The following is a 13,985-nucleotide window of genomic DNA, read 5'->3' on the forward strand; positions in this document are numbered from 1 at the left end:
ACTACAAATAATATCTATTTAGTATATACCATGTATTCCGGTGGATAATGTGGAGAAATAATCCTTAAAAAGCAGGCCTAAACTTTCTATATTCTTATCAGCTTAAAAGCCAAACCAGTTATCCGAGATGAGTTCAAAGTCAGATAAATTCACGTATAAAGATTCCGGTGTCGATATTGAAGCCGGGGAAAAAATGGTTGAATCAATCAAAGGAATGGTCCGGGAAACCCACAGCGATGCGGTATTAAGCAACATCGGGGGATTCGGTGGCTTTTTTCGCCCTGACTTAACAAGCTATAACGATCCTGTTTTGGTAAGCAGCGTTGACGGGGTAGGGACCAAATTAATTGTAGCCTTCAAATCCGGGAAGTATGATACGGTGGGACAGGATCTCGTGAACCACTGTATCAATGATATCGCTGTGTGTGGAGCCGACCCCCTGTTTTTCCTGGATTATTTTTCAACCGGTAAGTTAGAACAGGATGTCGGTTACCAGGTAGTAAAGGGGTTTGCCCGGGCCTGCAAGCAAAACGGGGTTGCCCTTATTGGGGGAGAGACCGCAGAAATGCCCGATATTTACAGTGAAGGCGAGTTCGATCTGGCCGGAACCATCGTCGGCATGGTTGATCGCGGGAAGATTATTGACGGCCGGCGCATCCGGAAAGGGGATGTGCTATTGGGATTTCCCAGTACCGGCCTGCACACCAATGGCTATTCGCTGGCCCGTAAGGTACTGTTTTCAGCCTATGAGATCGATGATCGTGTAGATGAACTGGGCACCACGATCGGCAATGCAATGCTGGCGGTCCACAAGTCGTATTTGCCGGTTATCCGTGAATTACGTACGATAGACGGGGTCAACGGTTTTTCGCACATTACGGGGGGAGGAATTATCGGCAATACCAAACGCGTGGTACCGGATAAACTAACTATACAGTTAGACTGGGGAGCCTGGGAGATCCCCTCTATCTTTGAACTTATCAGGAACCTCGGGAATGTCCCCGAAGACGATATGCGGGCCACATTTAACCTGGGAATCGGACTTATAGCTATTGTGGATGCCGGTTCGGCAGCAGAGGTAAAAGAAAGAGCTGAAGGGATGAATGAGGAAATTATTGAAATAGGAAGAATAGCATAACGGATAGGAACCTGCGGCTATAATTTGAATTTAAAAATGCTAATACCGAATAGGGTGACATTTTGATATCAGTGTTTGGATAATATAATCAGCCGATATCTAATTACATGTAACCTGAATTATTATTCGGTGCCGGAGTATCTTCGCGGGAATTGATAAGCAGGTGTATACTGCCATGAATAGGATAAACAGCGAAAAGAAAATAAAAGTACCCGGGAGTACTTACTTTTTTTGAGCTACGGGTGTAAATGAGAGACAGGCAACTTAAAAACTTATAGTGATTAGAGCCATGAAAACACTAAATAGCATAATTTTATCGCTTTTAATATTGGCATCAGCCGTGCAAACTACGAAAGCCCAGGAAGACGGTAATAACTTCAAGGAGCAGTTCAGCCAGCATTTTGATTATGCTTCCCGGGTCCTTTCTCTTGCTAAAGCTATGCCCGCCGAGAAATATTCCTGGCGTCCGGGAGAGGGCGTCAGTTCTGTGGAGGAAGTGTATACCCATATCGCGCGATATAACTTTTATTATCTGCAGAATTCGCTTGGGGTTTCCGTCCCGGATGATGTGGATGTCGACAATATTGAATCTATTACCGGCAAAGAGGAGGTCGTGGAGATACTGGAGCAGTCGATTGAATACGTAAAAGGGCAGGTTGAAGCGATGCCGGAATCCAGATTACAAGAACAAACTGAGTTGTACGGCAGGACGGTTAACGGTCGGGCGGTACTCATGCAGCTGATTACCCATAAGAGCGAGCACGTGGGACAGGCGATAGCCTATGCCCGGGTGAATGGGGTGGTGCCGCCCTGGAGTGAGTAAGTAAAGTAGAGATGAGCAGCTGACGAGGTGCTTTGCATATTAGGCGATATAAAAGTAACCGGCTTGGTTACCGGTCGCTGTGTCCCAGATCACGATGAGGTGCTATCTGGTCACGGACCAGCTGCTTCAATTCTTTTGATTCGGGAAAACGCCCTTCCTCAGATCTTGAAAAGATCGTTTTTTCATTCAGTATCACATCAAAAGTGCCCCCGGATCCGGGGGCTAACGCCACTTCATCCAGTTCCTGTTCAAAGGTAGTGAGCAGTTCCTGGGTCATCCAGCTTGCCCGGAAAAGCCACCGGCATTGCGTGCAGTATACTATTTTTAGTTTATGTGCCATTCTTCTGTTTTATGGATAACCATTAGGGAATGAATCCGCATGCGTGTACCGGCTGAATAGTTGTAAAAAGTGATTTGGACCATTAAATAATAATCCCTACTCCCGTTCTTCTGTCCTCCTTTCTTCCCTCCCCGGAAAAGACTCGCTTAACAAGCTATACCTTCTTAAACACCACAATGCCATTGTGTCCCCCGAAGCCGAAGGTATCGCTCATCGCCACATTGACCTCTTTTTCAAGCGTGTCTCCCAGTACGATATCAAGCCCGGATGGAATCTCCTCATCAATCGTTTCGGTATTGATGGTGGGTGGGATGACGCCTTCATTCATCGCCTTTATGCTTGCGATTGCCTCAATAGCGCCCGCAGCCCCTAACAGGTGTCCGGTCATTGACTTTGTGGCACTGATGGACAGGTGATCCGGCTGATCGCCGAATACCCGGGCGATCGCCTTGGTTTCGCTGGCATCTCCCATCGGGGTAGAGGTGGCGTGGGTATTAAGATAATCCACGTCTTCAGGATTGAGATTGCTGTCGTCCAGTGCCTGCTTCATGGCTACCGAGGCCCCCTTGCCTTCCGGGTGGGTGGCCGTCATATGATAAGCATCGGCCGTCATGGCTGCACCGGTGACTTCCCCGTAAATATGGGCTCCGCGGGCTTTGGCGTGTTCGTAGTCTTCCAGAATCAGCGTTGCTGCTCCCTCGCCCATCACAAAACCGTCCCGATCCTTGTCAAAAGGCCGAGAGGCGTGTTTGGGATCGTCATTCCGCTGGGACATGGCGCGCATCGCCGAGAATCCTCCGAATGATGCTTCCGTAATGCCGGCCTCCGATCCGCCGGTAATGATCACTTTGGCCTTTCCCCAGCGGATATAGTTAAGCGCATCCATAATAGCCGTATTCGAGGTTGCGCAAGCCGAAACCGTGGCGTAGTTGATCCCCATCAGCCCGTACTCCATAGAAATAAGTCCCGGTGCCATATTGATAATCAGCTTGGGCACAAAAAACGGGTTAAAGCGGGGGGAGTAATCGTTATCGGCATAGTTTCTGACCTCCTCCTCGAAGGTGAACATCCCCCCCTGGCCGCTTCCCCAGATGACGCCGCTGTCAAAGGGATCCATCTCGTCGAAATCGAGTCCGGAATCCTCTACCGCCTGTTGAGTAGCCACCAGGGCATAGTGGCTGTAGGGATCGGAGCGTCGAATCGTATTATGCTCGAGATGCTCCGTGACGTCAAAATCCTTGAGTTCACAGGCAAAGTGCGTACGAAATTCCGAAGGATCAAAATGCGTGATATAGTCGGCACCGCTGACACCGTTCTTCAGGTTATCCCAAAAATCATCCACGTTATTGCCTAAGGGAGAAAGGGCTCCTAACCCGGTAATGACAACTCTGTTCGGCTTGCTCATGCTAAGAAAAGATATTTATTAATAAAGGAATTCGGTATGGGTAAAATATAAGGAGGATCTGATCGGCTTTCACAATATATAATAAACAATAGATAATAACCTGTTCAGCCGGATCATCCGGTCGGCTACAATAAACTAAACCTTCGCGAAAAAAGGAAAACGAATTATGGTTATATGTGGTTTGCTTGATATGATTAAAGAAATGAAAAGACCGGGTTTGTGCCTGACAGGTCTGGCCGATACGATAATATTGGCCGCCATACCAGTCTGAATATGATTGAGGGGGTGGAATTGTCCCGGCAATTCCGCATAAAAATAGCCCCCTGAGCACAGGGAGCTATTCAATGAGAAATGGAATACCTGTATTACTGAGTGGCGTAAAATCGCTCCCTGGCGATCTCATCGCCATCCCAGTGCTGTACGGCCACCTGCTCAAGAATGACCCGGTCACCACCCTTAAATGTGACATCCATGGCAGATTCAACGGCGGTGGTGGCTTCCTCTTCGTTCGAAGTAATGGAGGTAACCTCTATGCCGTGAAAAGCTTCCACGCTGTCAAAAAACTCGTTTTCCCGTTTGCGGTTGGTGTCCTTCCCTTCCACTTCGGTACCATCTTCCAATACCATCACTACATCTTCGGCATAGTACTCTTCAAAAGCATCCAAGGCCGTGCCCTGTGCAATGTGATCATAGATATCCGTAATTTTGTCTAAGTAGCTCATAAGTAAATTAGTTTAATATTAAAGCATTAATGAGATTGTATAACCAAGCTGCCAGAGAAATCGTTTGCGATCATCGGACTTTTTTATTTGCAGGAACTCCTGGAGCCAGCTATCTTGATTACGCATCAGCCGGTAACTAATTCAAAGGTCGGAAGATCAGATCGTATGGCACAGGTTAAACTCATTGACATAGCCCACGGACGCAGCGGGGACAAGGGAAATAAAAGTAATGTGGGAATTATTGCTCGTCACCCCGACGTGTATTCCTTTCTCAAAGAAACGCTTACCGCCGATGTGGTAAAAGAGCATATGAAGCATATCTGCAAGGGAGAAGTTGAGCGCTACGAGATGGCCAACATAGATGCGCTGAACTTCGTACTGAACGATAGCCTGGGAGGCGGTGGTACGGTATCCCTAAAGCTTGACGCCCAGGGGAAAACGCATGCTGCAACGCTGCTTCGCATGGATATTGACGTGCCGGATGAGTTGCTGGAAAAGGTGACTCGTTAGGGTTTTATTGCTTATTAACATACTTTTCCATTCGATCGATTTTATTAGGTATTATTTCCCCATTCCCAATTTAATTTTTTTTCTTTTGCTATCGCATCTTTTTGAATTGGGGGCAGTTTTTTAGGCTTTTTAGCCTATTTAATATGCTCGAACTCCGGTAATGTCTTTTCCGGCACCTGTTTATAAAGAAAAATAATAGCACATAACGCTTGGTTTTGGGTGGAAGCCGCTACCTTTTTGTTAACGGCCAAATGACTCAAATAACGCTCAATCTCTTTCGGTTTTATTTTTAAGGGATGCCTGGTTTTACAAAATTTTATGAACCGAACAATCCATCGTACATACGCTTTTTCCGTGCGGTAGGAATAGTTTTTCGTTCGACACAGTAATGAAAGAATTACATAGCCATGGTATACTTACTTGGTTTATAGTAATAAATGCCTAACAAGCGTTTCAAACGGACGCACCTCGCCGGTGGCTGCCGGTTTTAGTTTTCGTAGCTAAAAAGTTCATTAATTAGTACAACAGAATTTGACGTGTGCCGCTTAAACGCGGGGCCGTTAGGTGTACAACATTAATCAGTGTAAATTTGTAATGGCAGCTGAGTTGCTATCTGAGCGAAGTCTTTATCATTATGTAGCAGCTCTACTTCATGTTCGATGCACCAACTTCCAATGAGCATATCTACCGTTTTTCGAATTGTTACGCCTTTCGATCTGAGAAAACGAAAATTAGATGCTGCTTTTATTGCCAGAGACTTACCTCCGAGATGGACACAATCTAATGGATCCAGCGCTTGTTTGGCTAATCTAAACTCTTTGACGCTATCAAAACCTTGCAGAATTTCAGTGAGAATGATGTCTCCTACAAGAACTGACTGTTCAGAAAGAATCCGGTCAAGGCTTTCTGTTTGTTTATTCTCTAAGCCGTTGAAATAATCAATCCATACACTTGTATCTACTAAAATCACTTCTCGTCAGTTCTCATGTCCTCTAAGTCGCCTTTCCAGTGCAATTTTCCGCGCAAGTCTTTGATATTTTCTTGCTTTTTACGCTGGACTAACAATTTCAAGCCTTCTTCCACAGCATCTTTTTTCGTTTTCAATCGACTCACCTTCAAGGCTTCATCCATCAAGTCGTCATCGATCACTACATTCGTGCGCATAATTGTATCGGTTTAGTTAATGTGTATTTTTTATCAATCTATACACATAACTGCTAAATTCCTAACTTTATTGTACACCTAACCCGCGCATTGAGGGGACGCACCTCGCAGGTCTTGCCACTTTTTGGCTTTTTAGCTCTCCGTTCATTATTTATCAACTCAACATTTTTACGTGCGTATTCTAAGACTAAGTCAAGCTATTGTTGTATTCTTATGCTCATATAATTTCACTATAAGGCGTCCCACGATTAATGACAGCAAAGACCCGATAAAGCAGCTTACACACAACAGCATTTTTCACGCTCTGCGGGTGTTTGCCTTCCCCGCACTTGCGCTGGTAGTACACCCGCAGCTCCGGATCATACTGGATAGCCGAATGTACGCTATTGAGCAACAGTGTCTTCAGTCGTACGCAACGCCACTCGCTGACCCGGTCGGGGTTCTTGATGTTGCCGGATTGGTTAGGAAATGGAGCGCTACCGACAAAACAGGCCAGTTGCCGAGCATTGGCAAACCGGGTAAACCCTTCGGTATACACCAACAGCCATCCGGCAATTACAGATCCGATACCTGGAATACTAATGAGCAGCTCGTATTGACCTTCCATGTTATTATACCGGCGAAGCAGGCCCCGAATCTTCCGATCAACTAACGTCAGTTGCTCGGTCAACCTATCATGCTGGGCTTGCATCTGATCGTTTATTTCACCAAGATCTGCTATCTGGCTGGTAAGGATATTTGCTTTGATGCCATTGGTTAACCCTGTACGCATTTTTATGAGCTTCTCCCGCCACAGCAGCCATCCACGTAGCTCAAGCAACGCTTTTAAAGGAAGCCTGCTAGGCTGCAGGCGATCCCGAAAGCGCCATAGGTATTCCGCCAAGCGCCTCGCATCAATGGGATCAGACTTTCCCCGGCGGATACCTAATGAGCGCTGAACCTGGGCAGCGGCCACCATCACATACCGAACCCCTGTCTCCTCCAGCATCGCCGCCCGCAACAGCCCATACGGGCCGGTATGCTCAACACAGACGATCATCTCTTTTAGGCCTATACCCTGACGAGACCATTGTTCCAGCAATCCCGTAAAGCCGCGGGGCTGTTTTGAACGGTTCCTGTGGCCAGCTGCTGGTTGCTTGCCTCGGTTACCTGCCAGTCCAACTGCCGTTTCGATATGTCGATTCCAATCCGGTAGTTCCCTTCCATCGGTTTTTCTCCTATATTAATAATTGATATTAGACTGGGACAATGACTAACCACTATTACCTTTACCGGCTCCCTTCGAGCCCACATTCTAACTAGTGCTCGTTAGTCGGAAAAAGGCCGGGGACTCATACGCGCGCTGGCCCGCAAGGCTCGCAGCTTATATAGGTCACCCCGGCCGTTCCCAGTTGCTTTCTTCGATTCTTCCAAGATATGATTATTTTGGTACCCTAATCTAAAGGCAGCTTATGCGCAAGGTCGTTATACGGCTCGTGGTCATATTTGAATAAATTTTTATAGTAAACACATTTTACTAATGAAGATCGTTAATCAATCTCTGAAATATTTTCCACGATTGAACCTGCCAACCCATATTTTTGAGCTTTTTCAGCGGTGAGCCAAAAATTTCGTTGGGTATCTTTTTGAATTTTTTCAATTGATTGGCCGGTAGCCTTTGAAAAAATTGTATTCAATCGCTTTCGTATTCTTACAATTTCTTCGGCCTCAATGGCAATATCGCTGCCGCTTCCTTTAACGCCTCCTAAGGGCTGATGCAATAAGAACCGGGTATTGGGCAAGCAATAACGATCTTCAGCAGGTACTGATACGTAAATAAAAGCACCGGCGCTGGCTACCCATCCGATGCCAACCACTCGAACGCGTGCATCAATAAACCGAATGGCATCATAGATGGCATGGCCCGAATCTACGTGGCCGCCCTGCGAATGGATAAATAACGTTATCGGATGATCGGATTCTGATGCGAGAGCCAATAATTGACCGACAACCTCTCCCACTAATTCTTGGGTTATTTGTCCATTAATGATAATAATACGTGATTTGAATAGTCGATCATTAACTGTTTTGGGGAGAATTGGTTTCTTGTTTTGTTTCATACTTAAGAATCTATATTTAAATTAAGATTCTTAAAAGTAGAACATTTACTTATCTAAGTATTGTAAAATATTGCAGAATATTAGATTCCAATTATAATTTCTTTAATTCCGATTTTTAAAATACTTTTCCTGGTATTCTCTGGGAGTACATCCCATTTCTTCGCGGAATGTTTTAGTCAAATGACTTTGATCATAGAAACCAGCCTCTACAGCTGCCTGGTTTGGCGGTATCCCATCTTTCAAAAATTCTTTTACTCTATTAATCCGTTTGGCGATTAGAAACTTCCATGGTGTCACACCTGTTTCCTCACGAAACCGACGAATCAATTGATATTTGCTTAGTTGTACTTCATCGGCCAGTTTCTCAAGGCTCAATTGTTCAGTCAAATGCTCTTCCATATAAACGACTACTCGCCCAACCACCGGCTTTAATTCCGAGTTATGATCTGTTCTGTTCTCTTTTCGATTAGCTTCACCTGTAATAGCCTGATGTGATGAAACTATTCTGGCTTCGGCAAGCATTATTTGAAGCTCATCCAAGTAGGAAGCGTAAGAGATGTTTGTTTCGGGGATCATTTTAATATCCATATATAATTGCTTGCGTGAATTTATACAATTCAGAGCATTATTTTTTCGTTGTAATAAAGTTTGTTTTTCCTTTGAAACTGTAATATAAAAGGTGCTAACACGAAGTGCTAACTTTTTAATCAACCCCAAAGTTTATAACGCCGTATAACAAGCGCATCAACGACTGACACGATCCCGCCTTCGAGTTTATTAGTTTTCTAATTCATAAATTTGTATCCTTATATAATTCATAATCTCCGTGCAGGTTATGCGCTGGGTCGTTAGCCACACAGCCTGAAACTATCACACGTTATGAACTTTGCCCTCCGTTAATTAGATTACAAACAGAATCTTAAAATCATTTTTCAGCCATGATTACCAAAGAACAAGTTAAAAAGGAAATTGACCGACTCTCCGAAGTGGAGCTGGAAAAGGTTTATCTGTATCTCACTTCTCTGAAAAGGACAAAAAAGTCTAAACTCAACATTCCCTCCCTCAAGCTCAACGGGAAATTAGACAAACAGCACATCCGATCTGTAGCCTATGAGTAAACTGCTTGTTGATACCAATGTCCTGGTCTATGGAATCGATCAGGATTCTCAATTCTATTCAAAAGCCCGGGATGTTATAGAAAATACGAAGAACCAACTGTTCACAACTTCGAAAAATCTTAGCGAGTTTCTCGCTGTTGTTACCCGATCCTCAGGCTATGATCTTGAACCCGATCTGGCCTTAGAGATCCTGGAAGAGATCATTGCCGGAGTTACGATCCTTTATCCCAACCATGAATCGCTGGCTATTTTCCTTGAGCTTATCGGTCGCTACAGCCCAACCGGTCTGAGAGTACATGACTTTGAGATGATAAGTATCGGTCTGGCCCATGAAGTTGATGAGTTCGCCACTTTTAATATCAGAGACTTTGAGCCTATTAAAGAAGTTTCACTCCTGAAGCTGTGAACCGCTGGGCTGGATGGCTAACAAGCAAATTAACCTGACGTAGTACAGTCTCTTCAGTACTCCCTGGCCTTGCAGTTCCAGTATTGTCTTTTAAATTACATTTGTAATCACCACGCAGGTTATCTGCTGGTCGTTATAGGGCTTATTTAGAAAAAAAAACTGAGACTCCGACAGTCAATGAAATATAAAGAAATTCAACCCAGCACAGCATTAGATCCATATATTCATTCCTTTTGGCAATTAAAAGGTGAGGAAAATGATAGACAATGGGAGCGAATATTCCCTGACGGTTGTCCTGGCTTGGTGATTAATCTGGGGGACACTTGTGTTACCGACAACGGAGTTGTTACAATGGATTTTGCTAAAACGTATGTTGTAGGAACCATGACGTCCTTTAAGGATAGTTTCATTGAAGCTGACACCCATCTGTTTGGAGTATGCCTAAAACCTGGAATTTTTTCTAATTTTTATAGCTATGCTCCACAAAATGAACTGACAGATAAAACTGTACAGCTTGAACAAAAATATTCATTTAACATCGACAAATTCATTAAAAACCCTCTCTATTATCTGAACCTATTTTTTACTGATAGATTACAAAATAGAAACGACCTGTTGCAATCGATAATCAGCGATATTCACCAATCGAACGGTCAGGTAAGCATAAGCGAAATTGCAAAAAAAAGCTTTATATCAATAAGGCGGTTGGAACGAAATTTTAAAACGCACATAGGTATTACCCCAAAAGAGTATTCCAATATTGTCCGGTTTCAGAATGCTTTATCTATAATTAAAAACTCCGGCCAGGATAGAAGTTTATTAGATATCGCAATTGAGTGTGGTTACTACGACCATTCACATCTAACTAATGAAATTAAAAGGAAAACTGGCCTCGTCCCATCTCAACTTTGATGTTGTCGTATTTTTCCAAAGTAGCTTTTAAAAACAATTTCTATTTTGGCTGAAATGAAAATCAGGAGTGATTGAAAACATATACAAACCTGATATAGCGTCGTAAGTCGCCGGGCTAAAATGATATCTTCTTAACAAATCGGACAATCAACAAATAAAGAAAAATGCGAAAACTATCACTTTTCATAGCCACAAGTTTGGACGGCTATATTGCAAAGCCAAATGATGATCTCAGCTTCTTAGAATTAGTAGAAAAAGAAGGCGAAGATTATGGTTATGCAGAATTTACCGCAACGGTTGACACCATTATTGTTGGTAGAAAAACATACGATTATGTTCTTAGAGAAATAGGCCCTTCTCATTACGATAATGGGAAAAGGGATGTATATGTAATTACAAGAACAGAAAGACCAAATGCCGGACGAGTGAAGTTTTATTCCGGCAATCTAACCGAGTTAGTGCAAAAATTGAAAAACGACCAAAGAAAAAACATCTATTGCGATGGTGGGGCTGAAATAATAAACGAACTTCTAAAAAATGACCTGATTGATGAATTTATTATTTCAATCATTCCAATATTGTTAGGTAACGGAATCAGACTTTTTAAAGATGGTAGACCGGAACAAACGCTTGAATTTGTAACTTCAAAAACATTTGACACAGGATTAGCTCAACTGCATTACAGACGAAAGAAATGAAAAATGAATCGTCATTAAATTAAATTTGGTGAAATAAAGAAAAGTGAATTTTAATACTACAACTCCAGAAAAAATCGAGACTGAGAAAATTGAGATAAAACTTAGACGAACAGAAATTGAAGACTTACACAAGTTCTTTCAATTTCAACTTGACAAAGAAGCAAGTCACCTAGCTGCATTCGTGCCAAAAGACTCAACTAACAAATCAGCCTATTTATTCAAACACACAAAAATGTTGAATGATCCAACGGTAAATTATATGACAATTTTGGTTAATAATATTATTGTTGGAAGTATTGTGAAGTTTGAAATGGAGGGTGAAATAAATGTTACTTATTGGATCGACAGAGACTGTTGGGGACAAGGAATTGTAACAAAGGCACTAAAAGACTTTCTTGATATTGAAACTACTAGGCCAATATTAGGACGAGTTGCATTTGACAATTTTGGGTCACAAAAAGTTTTAGAAAAATGTGGTTTTGTCAAAATCGCTAAGAAAAATTGTTTTGCAAATGCACGACAAACAGAAACAGATGAATTTATTTATAAACTGACTAACATCTAGCATCAGTATAAAAGTACGAACTCAAAGAAGAACCATTTTTCAACATATTAAATGCGATAAAACACGGTGAAGAATTATTATTATTTATCCGTCGGTTTGTTGCTGTTAGGAACAAAAGTAAAGGATAAGATTTCCAATGATTAACTTTTCCAAAACCCCAATATGTATAAAGTCATAATATTTATACTCTTTTTAATTCCGATGGTATCATTTGGTCAAGATTTCAATAGACACTTCAACAGTCTACATCTAAATGGAAGTACAACGATTTATGACTACAATAATAAAAAGTGGATTTTTACAGACAGCTTGGATGCTGAAAAAGGAACCTTGCCCGCTTCAACCTTTAAAATTCCAAACTCATTGATAATCCTTGAAAGCAAAGTCGTAGCCAACGAAAAGGAAATCATAAAATGGGACGGAACAGAAAAATCACACCTCGGAATGGTAATCGAAGCCTGGAACCAAGACACCGATCTGGAAACGGCATTTAAAAATTCAACGGTTTGGTTTTACGTAGAGGCTTCAAAAAAAATTAAACGCGAACAGTACATAAGAACCCTACAAAAACTCAATTACGGTAATGGCAACCTGAAAGAAAAGGGAAACGACTTTTGGAATTATGGCGACTTTACGGTAACGCCTAAAAATCAAATTGAATATCTAATCAAGCTATACGAAAATCGACTTCCCTTCTCAAAGAAGAATATTAGCATAGTCAAACGAATTATGATTTCAGAAAGTAGCGACAGTCTAACTTTTCGAGGCAAAACAGGCTGGACAAGAAAGAATGGACAGGATATTGGTTGGTGGGTAGGTTACCTTGAAACAAACGACAACGTTTACTTCTTTGCCACGCGACTGACCAAAGACAAAAACGAGAAAAACCCCGACTTTTTAAGCGGAAGAAAAGAAGTTACTAAACGAATATTAAAGGAAATACAAGCGTATTAACGAGTAAAACAATAAACGACCAACATCAGCTCATACTTCAGACTAACGAAAGGCTAAAAACGGAAGGCCATTTTTAAAAATAATTTCGTGCTATAGTTGAAAGGTTTGGACATTAAAATTCTGGCATACGCAGGTTTAACATTTAATCAAATATTAGCGGCAATAAATCATATGGTGGTAGACAAAAATATCGCCAATATTTTAATGCTGATAGTAATAGGAGTAGTTCTTGGAGCTTCTTATTCCTACGGTCAACAAAACCAATTCACCAATGAAAAATCAATAATCATGTCATTTCAAGCGTATATCAAAAACATAGAAGATAAAACAGGTAAAAACGGCTCAAGAATTTAAAACCATAGCTGAAGAAAAAGGATTTACTAACAATGGGGAGTTAGTCGTTAAAGCCACAGAAATAACTAATTGGCTTAAAAAGATTTTGAATTAGGTCATGGACACGCAATGGCTATGTATGCTTACATTAAAGGAAAAAGGAAATGAAAAAATAAATACTGGTGCTAACAATGTGTATAAGCAATGAGAGTGTAAATCTAACTCTGTCTAAGTTAAATAATACGTACTATCAACATACACTTAACTTAGACAACTCATGACACAAGAAGAATTAGACCAACTACAGAAGAAGGCCCTGGAGCAATTTAAATCCGGGCAGCCGCTGTTTGGCAAAGAAGGGGCCTTTGCCCCGATGCTCAAGCAGTTTTTAGAAGCCGCCCTGCAGGCGGAGATGGAGGATCATCTGAGCGACCAGCAGCGCCAAGCCGGCAACAAACGCAACGGTAAAGGGGCTAAGACGATCAAAAGCGCTGAAGGAACTTTCCAGATTGAGACCCCGCAAGACCGGCAGAGCTCATTTTCTCCACAGATCATCAAAAAGCGGGAGACCATTCTGGCCGATAATCTTGCCGATAAAATCATTGGCCTATATGGGCTGGGGATGAGCCTTCGCGACATCAGTTCTCATATCAAGGAGATGTACGACAGTGAGATCTCCCACACGGTACTCTCGGAGATTACCGACCGGATCATCCCTGAGGTCAAAGCCTGGCAGAACCGCCCGCTGGAGCCAGTCTACTGTATTGTGTGGCTGGATGCAATGCACTACAAAGTGCG

The 13,985-nt window shown here is 42.5% G+C and carries 21 protein-coding genes; 11 read left to right on the top strand and 10 right to left on the bottom strand.

Annotated features, from left to right (window positions below; genetic code table 11):
• The first annotated feature begins 127 nt into the window (after window positions 1–127).
• Both purM and BUB16_RS18820 read left to right on the top strand, forming a co-directional pair.
• Window positions 128–1,138 (top strand): phosphoribosylformylglycinamidine cyclo-ligase, encoded by a 1,011-nt coding sequence (purM, locus tag BUB16_RS18815; RefSeq protein ID WP_073067979.1) that lies wholly within the window; start codon window positions 128–130, stop codon window positions 1,136–1,138.
• Window positions 1,139–1,427: 289 nt separating this feature from the next.
• Window positions 1,428–1,961, top strand: coding sequence for a DinB family protein (locus BUB16_RS18820; protein WP_084088437.1), 534 nt, complete (start codon window positions 1,428–1,430; stop codon window positions 1,959–1,961).
• Window positions 1,962–2,028: 67 nt separating this feature from the next.
• Here BUB16_RS18820 and BUB16_RS18825 read toward each other — a convergent pair whose 3' ends face one another.
• The 3 genes from BUB16_RS18825 to BUB16_RS18835 all read right to left on the bottom strand — a co-directional run bounded on the left by BUB16_RS18825 (window position 2,029) and on the right by BUB16_RS18835 (window position 4,428).
• Window positions 2,029–2,301, bottom strand: a complete 273-nt coding sequence (locus BUB16_RS18825) for an Rdx family protein (protein ID WP_073067983.1) — start codon at window positions 2,299–2,301, stop codon at window positions 2,029–2,031.
• A gap of 154 nt (window positions 2,302–2,455) precedes the next feature.
• Entirely contained in the window at window positions 2,456–3,706 is a 1,251-nt protein-coding gene (gene fabF, locus BUB16_RS18830; RefSeq protein WP_073067986.1) for a beta-ketoacyl-ACP synthase II, read from the bottom strand.
• 365 nt (window positions 3,707–4,071) lie between these two features.
• The gene (locus tag BUB16_RS18835) at window positions 4,072–4,428 is read right to left on the bottom strand and encodes a SnoaL-like domain-containing protein (RefSeq protein WP_073067988.1); all 357 of its coding nucleotides are present in this window, start codon (window positions 4,426–4,428) and stop codon (window positions 4,072–4,074) included.
• Between the two features lie 165 nt (window positions 4,429–4,593).
• Between BUB16_RS18835 and BUB16_RS18840 the strand changes: the two genes are divergently transcribed.
• Window positions 4,594–4,938 (top strand): AtuA-related protein, encoded by a 345-nt coding sequence (locus BUB16_RS18840; RefSeq protein ID WP_073067991.1) that lies wholly within the window; start codon window positions 4,594–4,596, stop codon window positions 4,936–4,938.
• 134 nt (window positions 4,939–5,072) lie between these two features.
• Here BUB16_RS18840 and BUB16_RS22310 read toward each other — a convergent pair whose 3' ends face one another.
• The 7 genes from BUB16_RS22310 to BUB16_RS18870 all read right to left on the bottom strand — a co-directional run bounded on the left by BUB16_RS22310 (window position 5,073) and on the right by BUB16_RS18870 (window position 8,912).
• Window positions 5,073–5,336 carry a phage integrase N-terminal SAM-like domain-containing protein gene (locus tag BUB16_RS22310; RefSeq protein WP_084088438.1) on the bottom strand — a complete coding sequence of 88 codons (264 nt, stop codon included), beginning with the start codon at window positions 5,334–5,336 and terminating at the stop codon, window positions 5,073–5,075.
• Window positions 5,337–5,512: 176 nt separating this feature from the next.
• On the bottom strand, window positions 5,513–5,908 hold the full coding sequence (vapC, locus tag BUB16_RS18850) for a type II toxin-antitoxin system VapC family toxin (RefSeq protein ID WP_073067993.1): 396 nt from the start codon (window positions 5,906–5,908) through the stop codon (window positions 5,513–5,515).
• On the bottom strand, window positions 5,905–6,102 hold the full coding sequence (locus BUB16_RS18855; RefSeq protein WP_073067995.1) for a type II toxin-antitoxin system VapB family antitoxin: 198 nt from the start codon (window positions 6,100–6,102) through the stop codon (window positions 5,905–5,907). Before BUB16_RS18855 ends, vapC begins: the two co-directional genes overlap by 4 nt.
• Window positions 6,103–6,319: 217 nt before the next feature.
• The gene (locus tag BUB16_RS18860) at window positions 6,320–7,183 is read right to left on the bottom strand and encodes a transposase (protein ID WP_073067997.1); all 864 of its coding nucleotides are present in this window, start codon (window positions 7,181–7,183) and stop codon (window positions 6,320–6,322) included.
• A complete protein-coding gene (locus BUB16_RS21975) occupies window positions 7,153–7,395 on the bottom strand; it encodes an IS110 family transposase (protein WP_244545745.1) in 243 nt (80 codons plus the stop codon). The genes BUB16_RS18860 and BUB16_RS21975 overlap by 31 nt, the downstream gene beginning before the upstream one ends.
• A 236-nt stretch (window positions 7,396–7,631) precedes the next feature.
• Entirely contained in the window at window positions 7,632–8,201 is a 570-nt protein-coding gene (locus tag BUB16_RS18865; protein WP_073067999.1) for an ATP-dependent Clp protease proteolytic subunit, read from the bottom strand.
• 102 nt (window positions 8,202–8,303) lie between these two features.
• On the bottom strand, window positions 8,304–8,912 hold the full coding sequence (locus BUB16_RS18870) for a helix-turn-helix domain-containing protein (RefSeq protein WP_139240383.1): 609 nt from the start codon (window positions 8,910–8,912) through the stop codon (window positions 8,304–8,306).
• Window positions 8,913–9,139: 227 nt separating this feature from the next.
• Between BUB16_RS18870 and BUB16_RS18875 the strand changes: the two genes are divergently transcribed.
• From BUB16_RS18875 to BUB16_RS18910, 8 genes are all read left to right on the top strand, one after another.
• Entirely contained in the window at window positions 9,140–9,319 is a 180-nt protein-coding gene (locus BUB16_RS18875; protein ID WP_073068003.1) for a hypothetical protein, read from the top strand.
• Window positions 9,312–9,725, top strand: a complete 414-nt coding sequence (locus tag BUB16_RS18880; protein WP_073068005.1) for a type II toxin-antitoxin system VapC family toxin — start codon at window positions 9,312–9,314, stop codon at window positions 9,723–9,725. Before BUB16_RS18875 ends, BUB16_RS18880 begins: the two co-directional genes overlap by 8 nt.
• A gap of 177 nt (window positions 9,726–9,902) precedes the next feature.
• Window positions 9,903–10,637, top strand: coding sequence for a helix-turn-helix transcriptional regulator (locus BUB16_RS18885; protein ID WP_073068008.1), 735 nt, complete (start codon window positions 9,903–9,905; stop codon window positions 10,635–10,637).
• A gap of 164 nt (window positions 10,638–10,801) precedes the next feature.
• On the top strand, window positions 10,802–11,335 hold the full coding sequence (locus BUB16_RS18890; protein WP_073068009.1) for a dihydrofolate reductase family protein: 534 nt from the start codon (window positions 10,802–10,804) through the stop codon (window positions 11,333–11,335).
• 43 nt (window positions 11,336–11,378) lie between these two features.
• Window positions 11,379–11,900: a GNAT family N-acetyltransferase gene (locus tag BUB16_RS18895; RefSeq protein ID WP_211483233.1), complete on the top strand. Its 522-nt coding sequence runs from the start codon at window positions 11,379–11,381 to the stop codon at window positions 11,898–11,900.
• Between the two features lie 162 nt (window positions 11,901–12,062).
• A complete protein-coding gene (locus tag BUB16_RS18900; RefSeq protein ID WP_073068012.1) occupies window positions 12,063–12,854 on the top strand; it encodes a penicillin-binding transpeptidase domain-containing protein in 792 nt (263 codons plus the stop codon).
• A 96-nt stretch (window positions 12,855–12,950) separates the two neighbouring features.
• On the top strand, window positions 12,951–13,208 hold the full coding sequence (locus BUB16_RS22375; RefSeq protein WP_211483234.1) for a hypothetical protein: 258 nt from the start codon (window positions 12,951–12,953) through the stop codon (window positions 13,206–13,208).
• Between the two features lie 256 nt (window positions 13,209–13,464).
• A partial coding sequence (locus BUB16_RS18910; protein ID WP_170864470.1) for a transposase occupies window positions 13,465–13,985 on the top strand: 521 nt, incomplete at its 3' end.

The sequence above is a fragment of the Fodinibius roseus genome, assembly GCF_900129315.1.
Taxonomy (GTDB): domain Bacteria; phylum Bacteroidota; class Rhodothermia; order Balneolales; family Balneolaceae; genus Fodinibius; species Fodinibius roseus.

Excerpts from the sequence above, each read along its gene's own strand:
- purM (WP_073067979.1), top strand. The coding sequence starts at position 128 with ATGAGTTCAAAGTCAGATAAATTCACGTATAAAGATTCCGGTGTCGAT.
- BUB16_RS18820 (WP_084088437.1), top strand. The coding sequence starts at position 1,428 with ATGAAAACACTAAATAGCATAATTTTATCGCTTTTAATATTGGCATCA.
- BUB16_RS18825 (WP_073067983.1), bottom strand. The coding sequence starts at position 2,301 with ATGGCACATAAACTAAAAATAGTATACTGCACGCAATGCCGGTGGCTT.
- fabF (WP_073067986.1), bottom strand. The coding sequence starts at position 3,706 with ATGAGCAAGCCGAACAGAGTTGTCATTACCGGGTTAGGAGCCCTTTCT.
- BUB16_RS18835 (WP_073067988.1), bottom strand. The coding sequence starts at position 4,428 with ATGAGCTACTTAGACAAAATTACGGATATCTATGATCACATTGCACAG.
- BUB16_RS18840 (WP_073067991.1), top strand. The coding sequence starts at position 4,594 with ATGGCACAGGTTAAACTCATTGACATAGCCCACGGACGCAGCGGGGAC.
- BUB16_RS18855 (WP_073067995.1), bottom strand. The coding sequence starts at position 6,102 with ATGCGCACGAATGTAGTGATCGATGACGACTTGATGGATGAAGCCTTG.
- BUB16_RS21975 (WP_244545745.1), bottom strand. The coding sequence starts at position 7,395 with ATGTGGGCTCGAAGGGAGCCGGTAAAGGTAATAGTGGTTAGTCATTGT.
- BUB16_RS18865 (WP_073067999.1), bottom strand. The coding sequence starts at position 8,201 with ATGAAACAAAACAAGAAACCAATTCTCCCCAAAACAGTTAATGATCGA.
- BUB16_RS18875 (WP_073068003.1), top strand. The coding sequence starts at position 9,140 with ATGATTACCAAAGAACAAGTTAAAAAGGAAATTGACCGACTCTCCGAA.
- BUB16_RS18880 (WP_073068005.1), top strand. The coding sequence starts at position 9,312 with ATGAGTAAACTGCTTGTTGATACCAATGTCCTGGTCTATGGAATCGAT.
- BUB16_RS18885 (WP_073068008.1), top strand. The coding sequence starts at position 9,903 with ATGAAATATAAAGAAATTCAACCCAGCACAGCATTAGATCCATATATT.
- BUB16_RS18890 (WP_073068009.1), top strand. The coding sequence starts at position 10,802 with ATGCGAAAACTATCACTTTTCATAGCCACAAGTTTGGACGGCTATATT.
- BUB16_RS18900 (WP_073068012.1), top strand. The coding sequence starts at position 12,063 with ATGTATAAAGTCATAATATTTATACTCTTTTTAATTCCGATGGTATCA.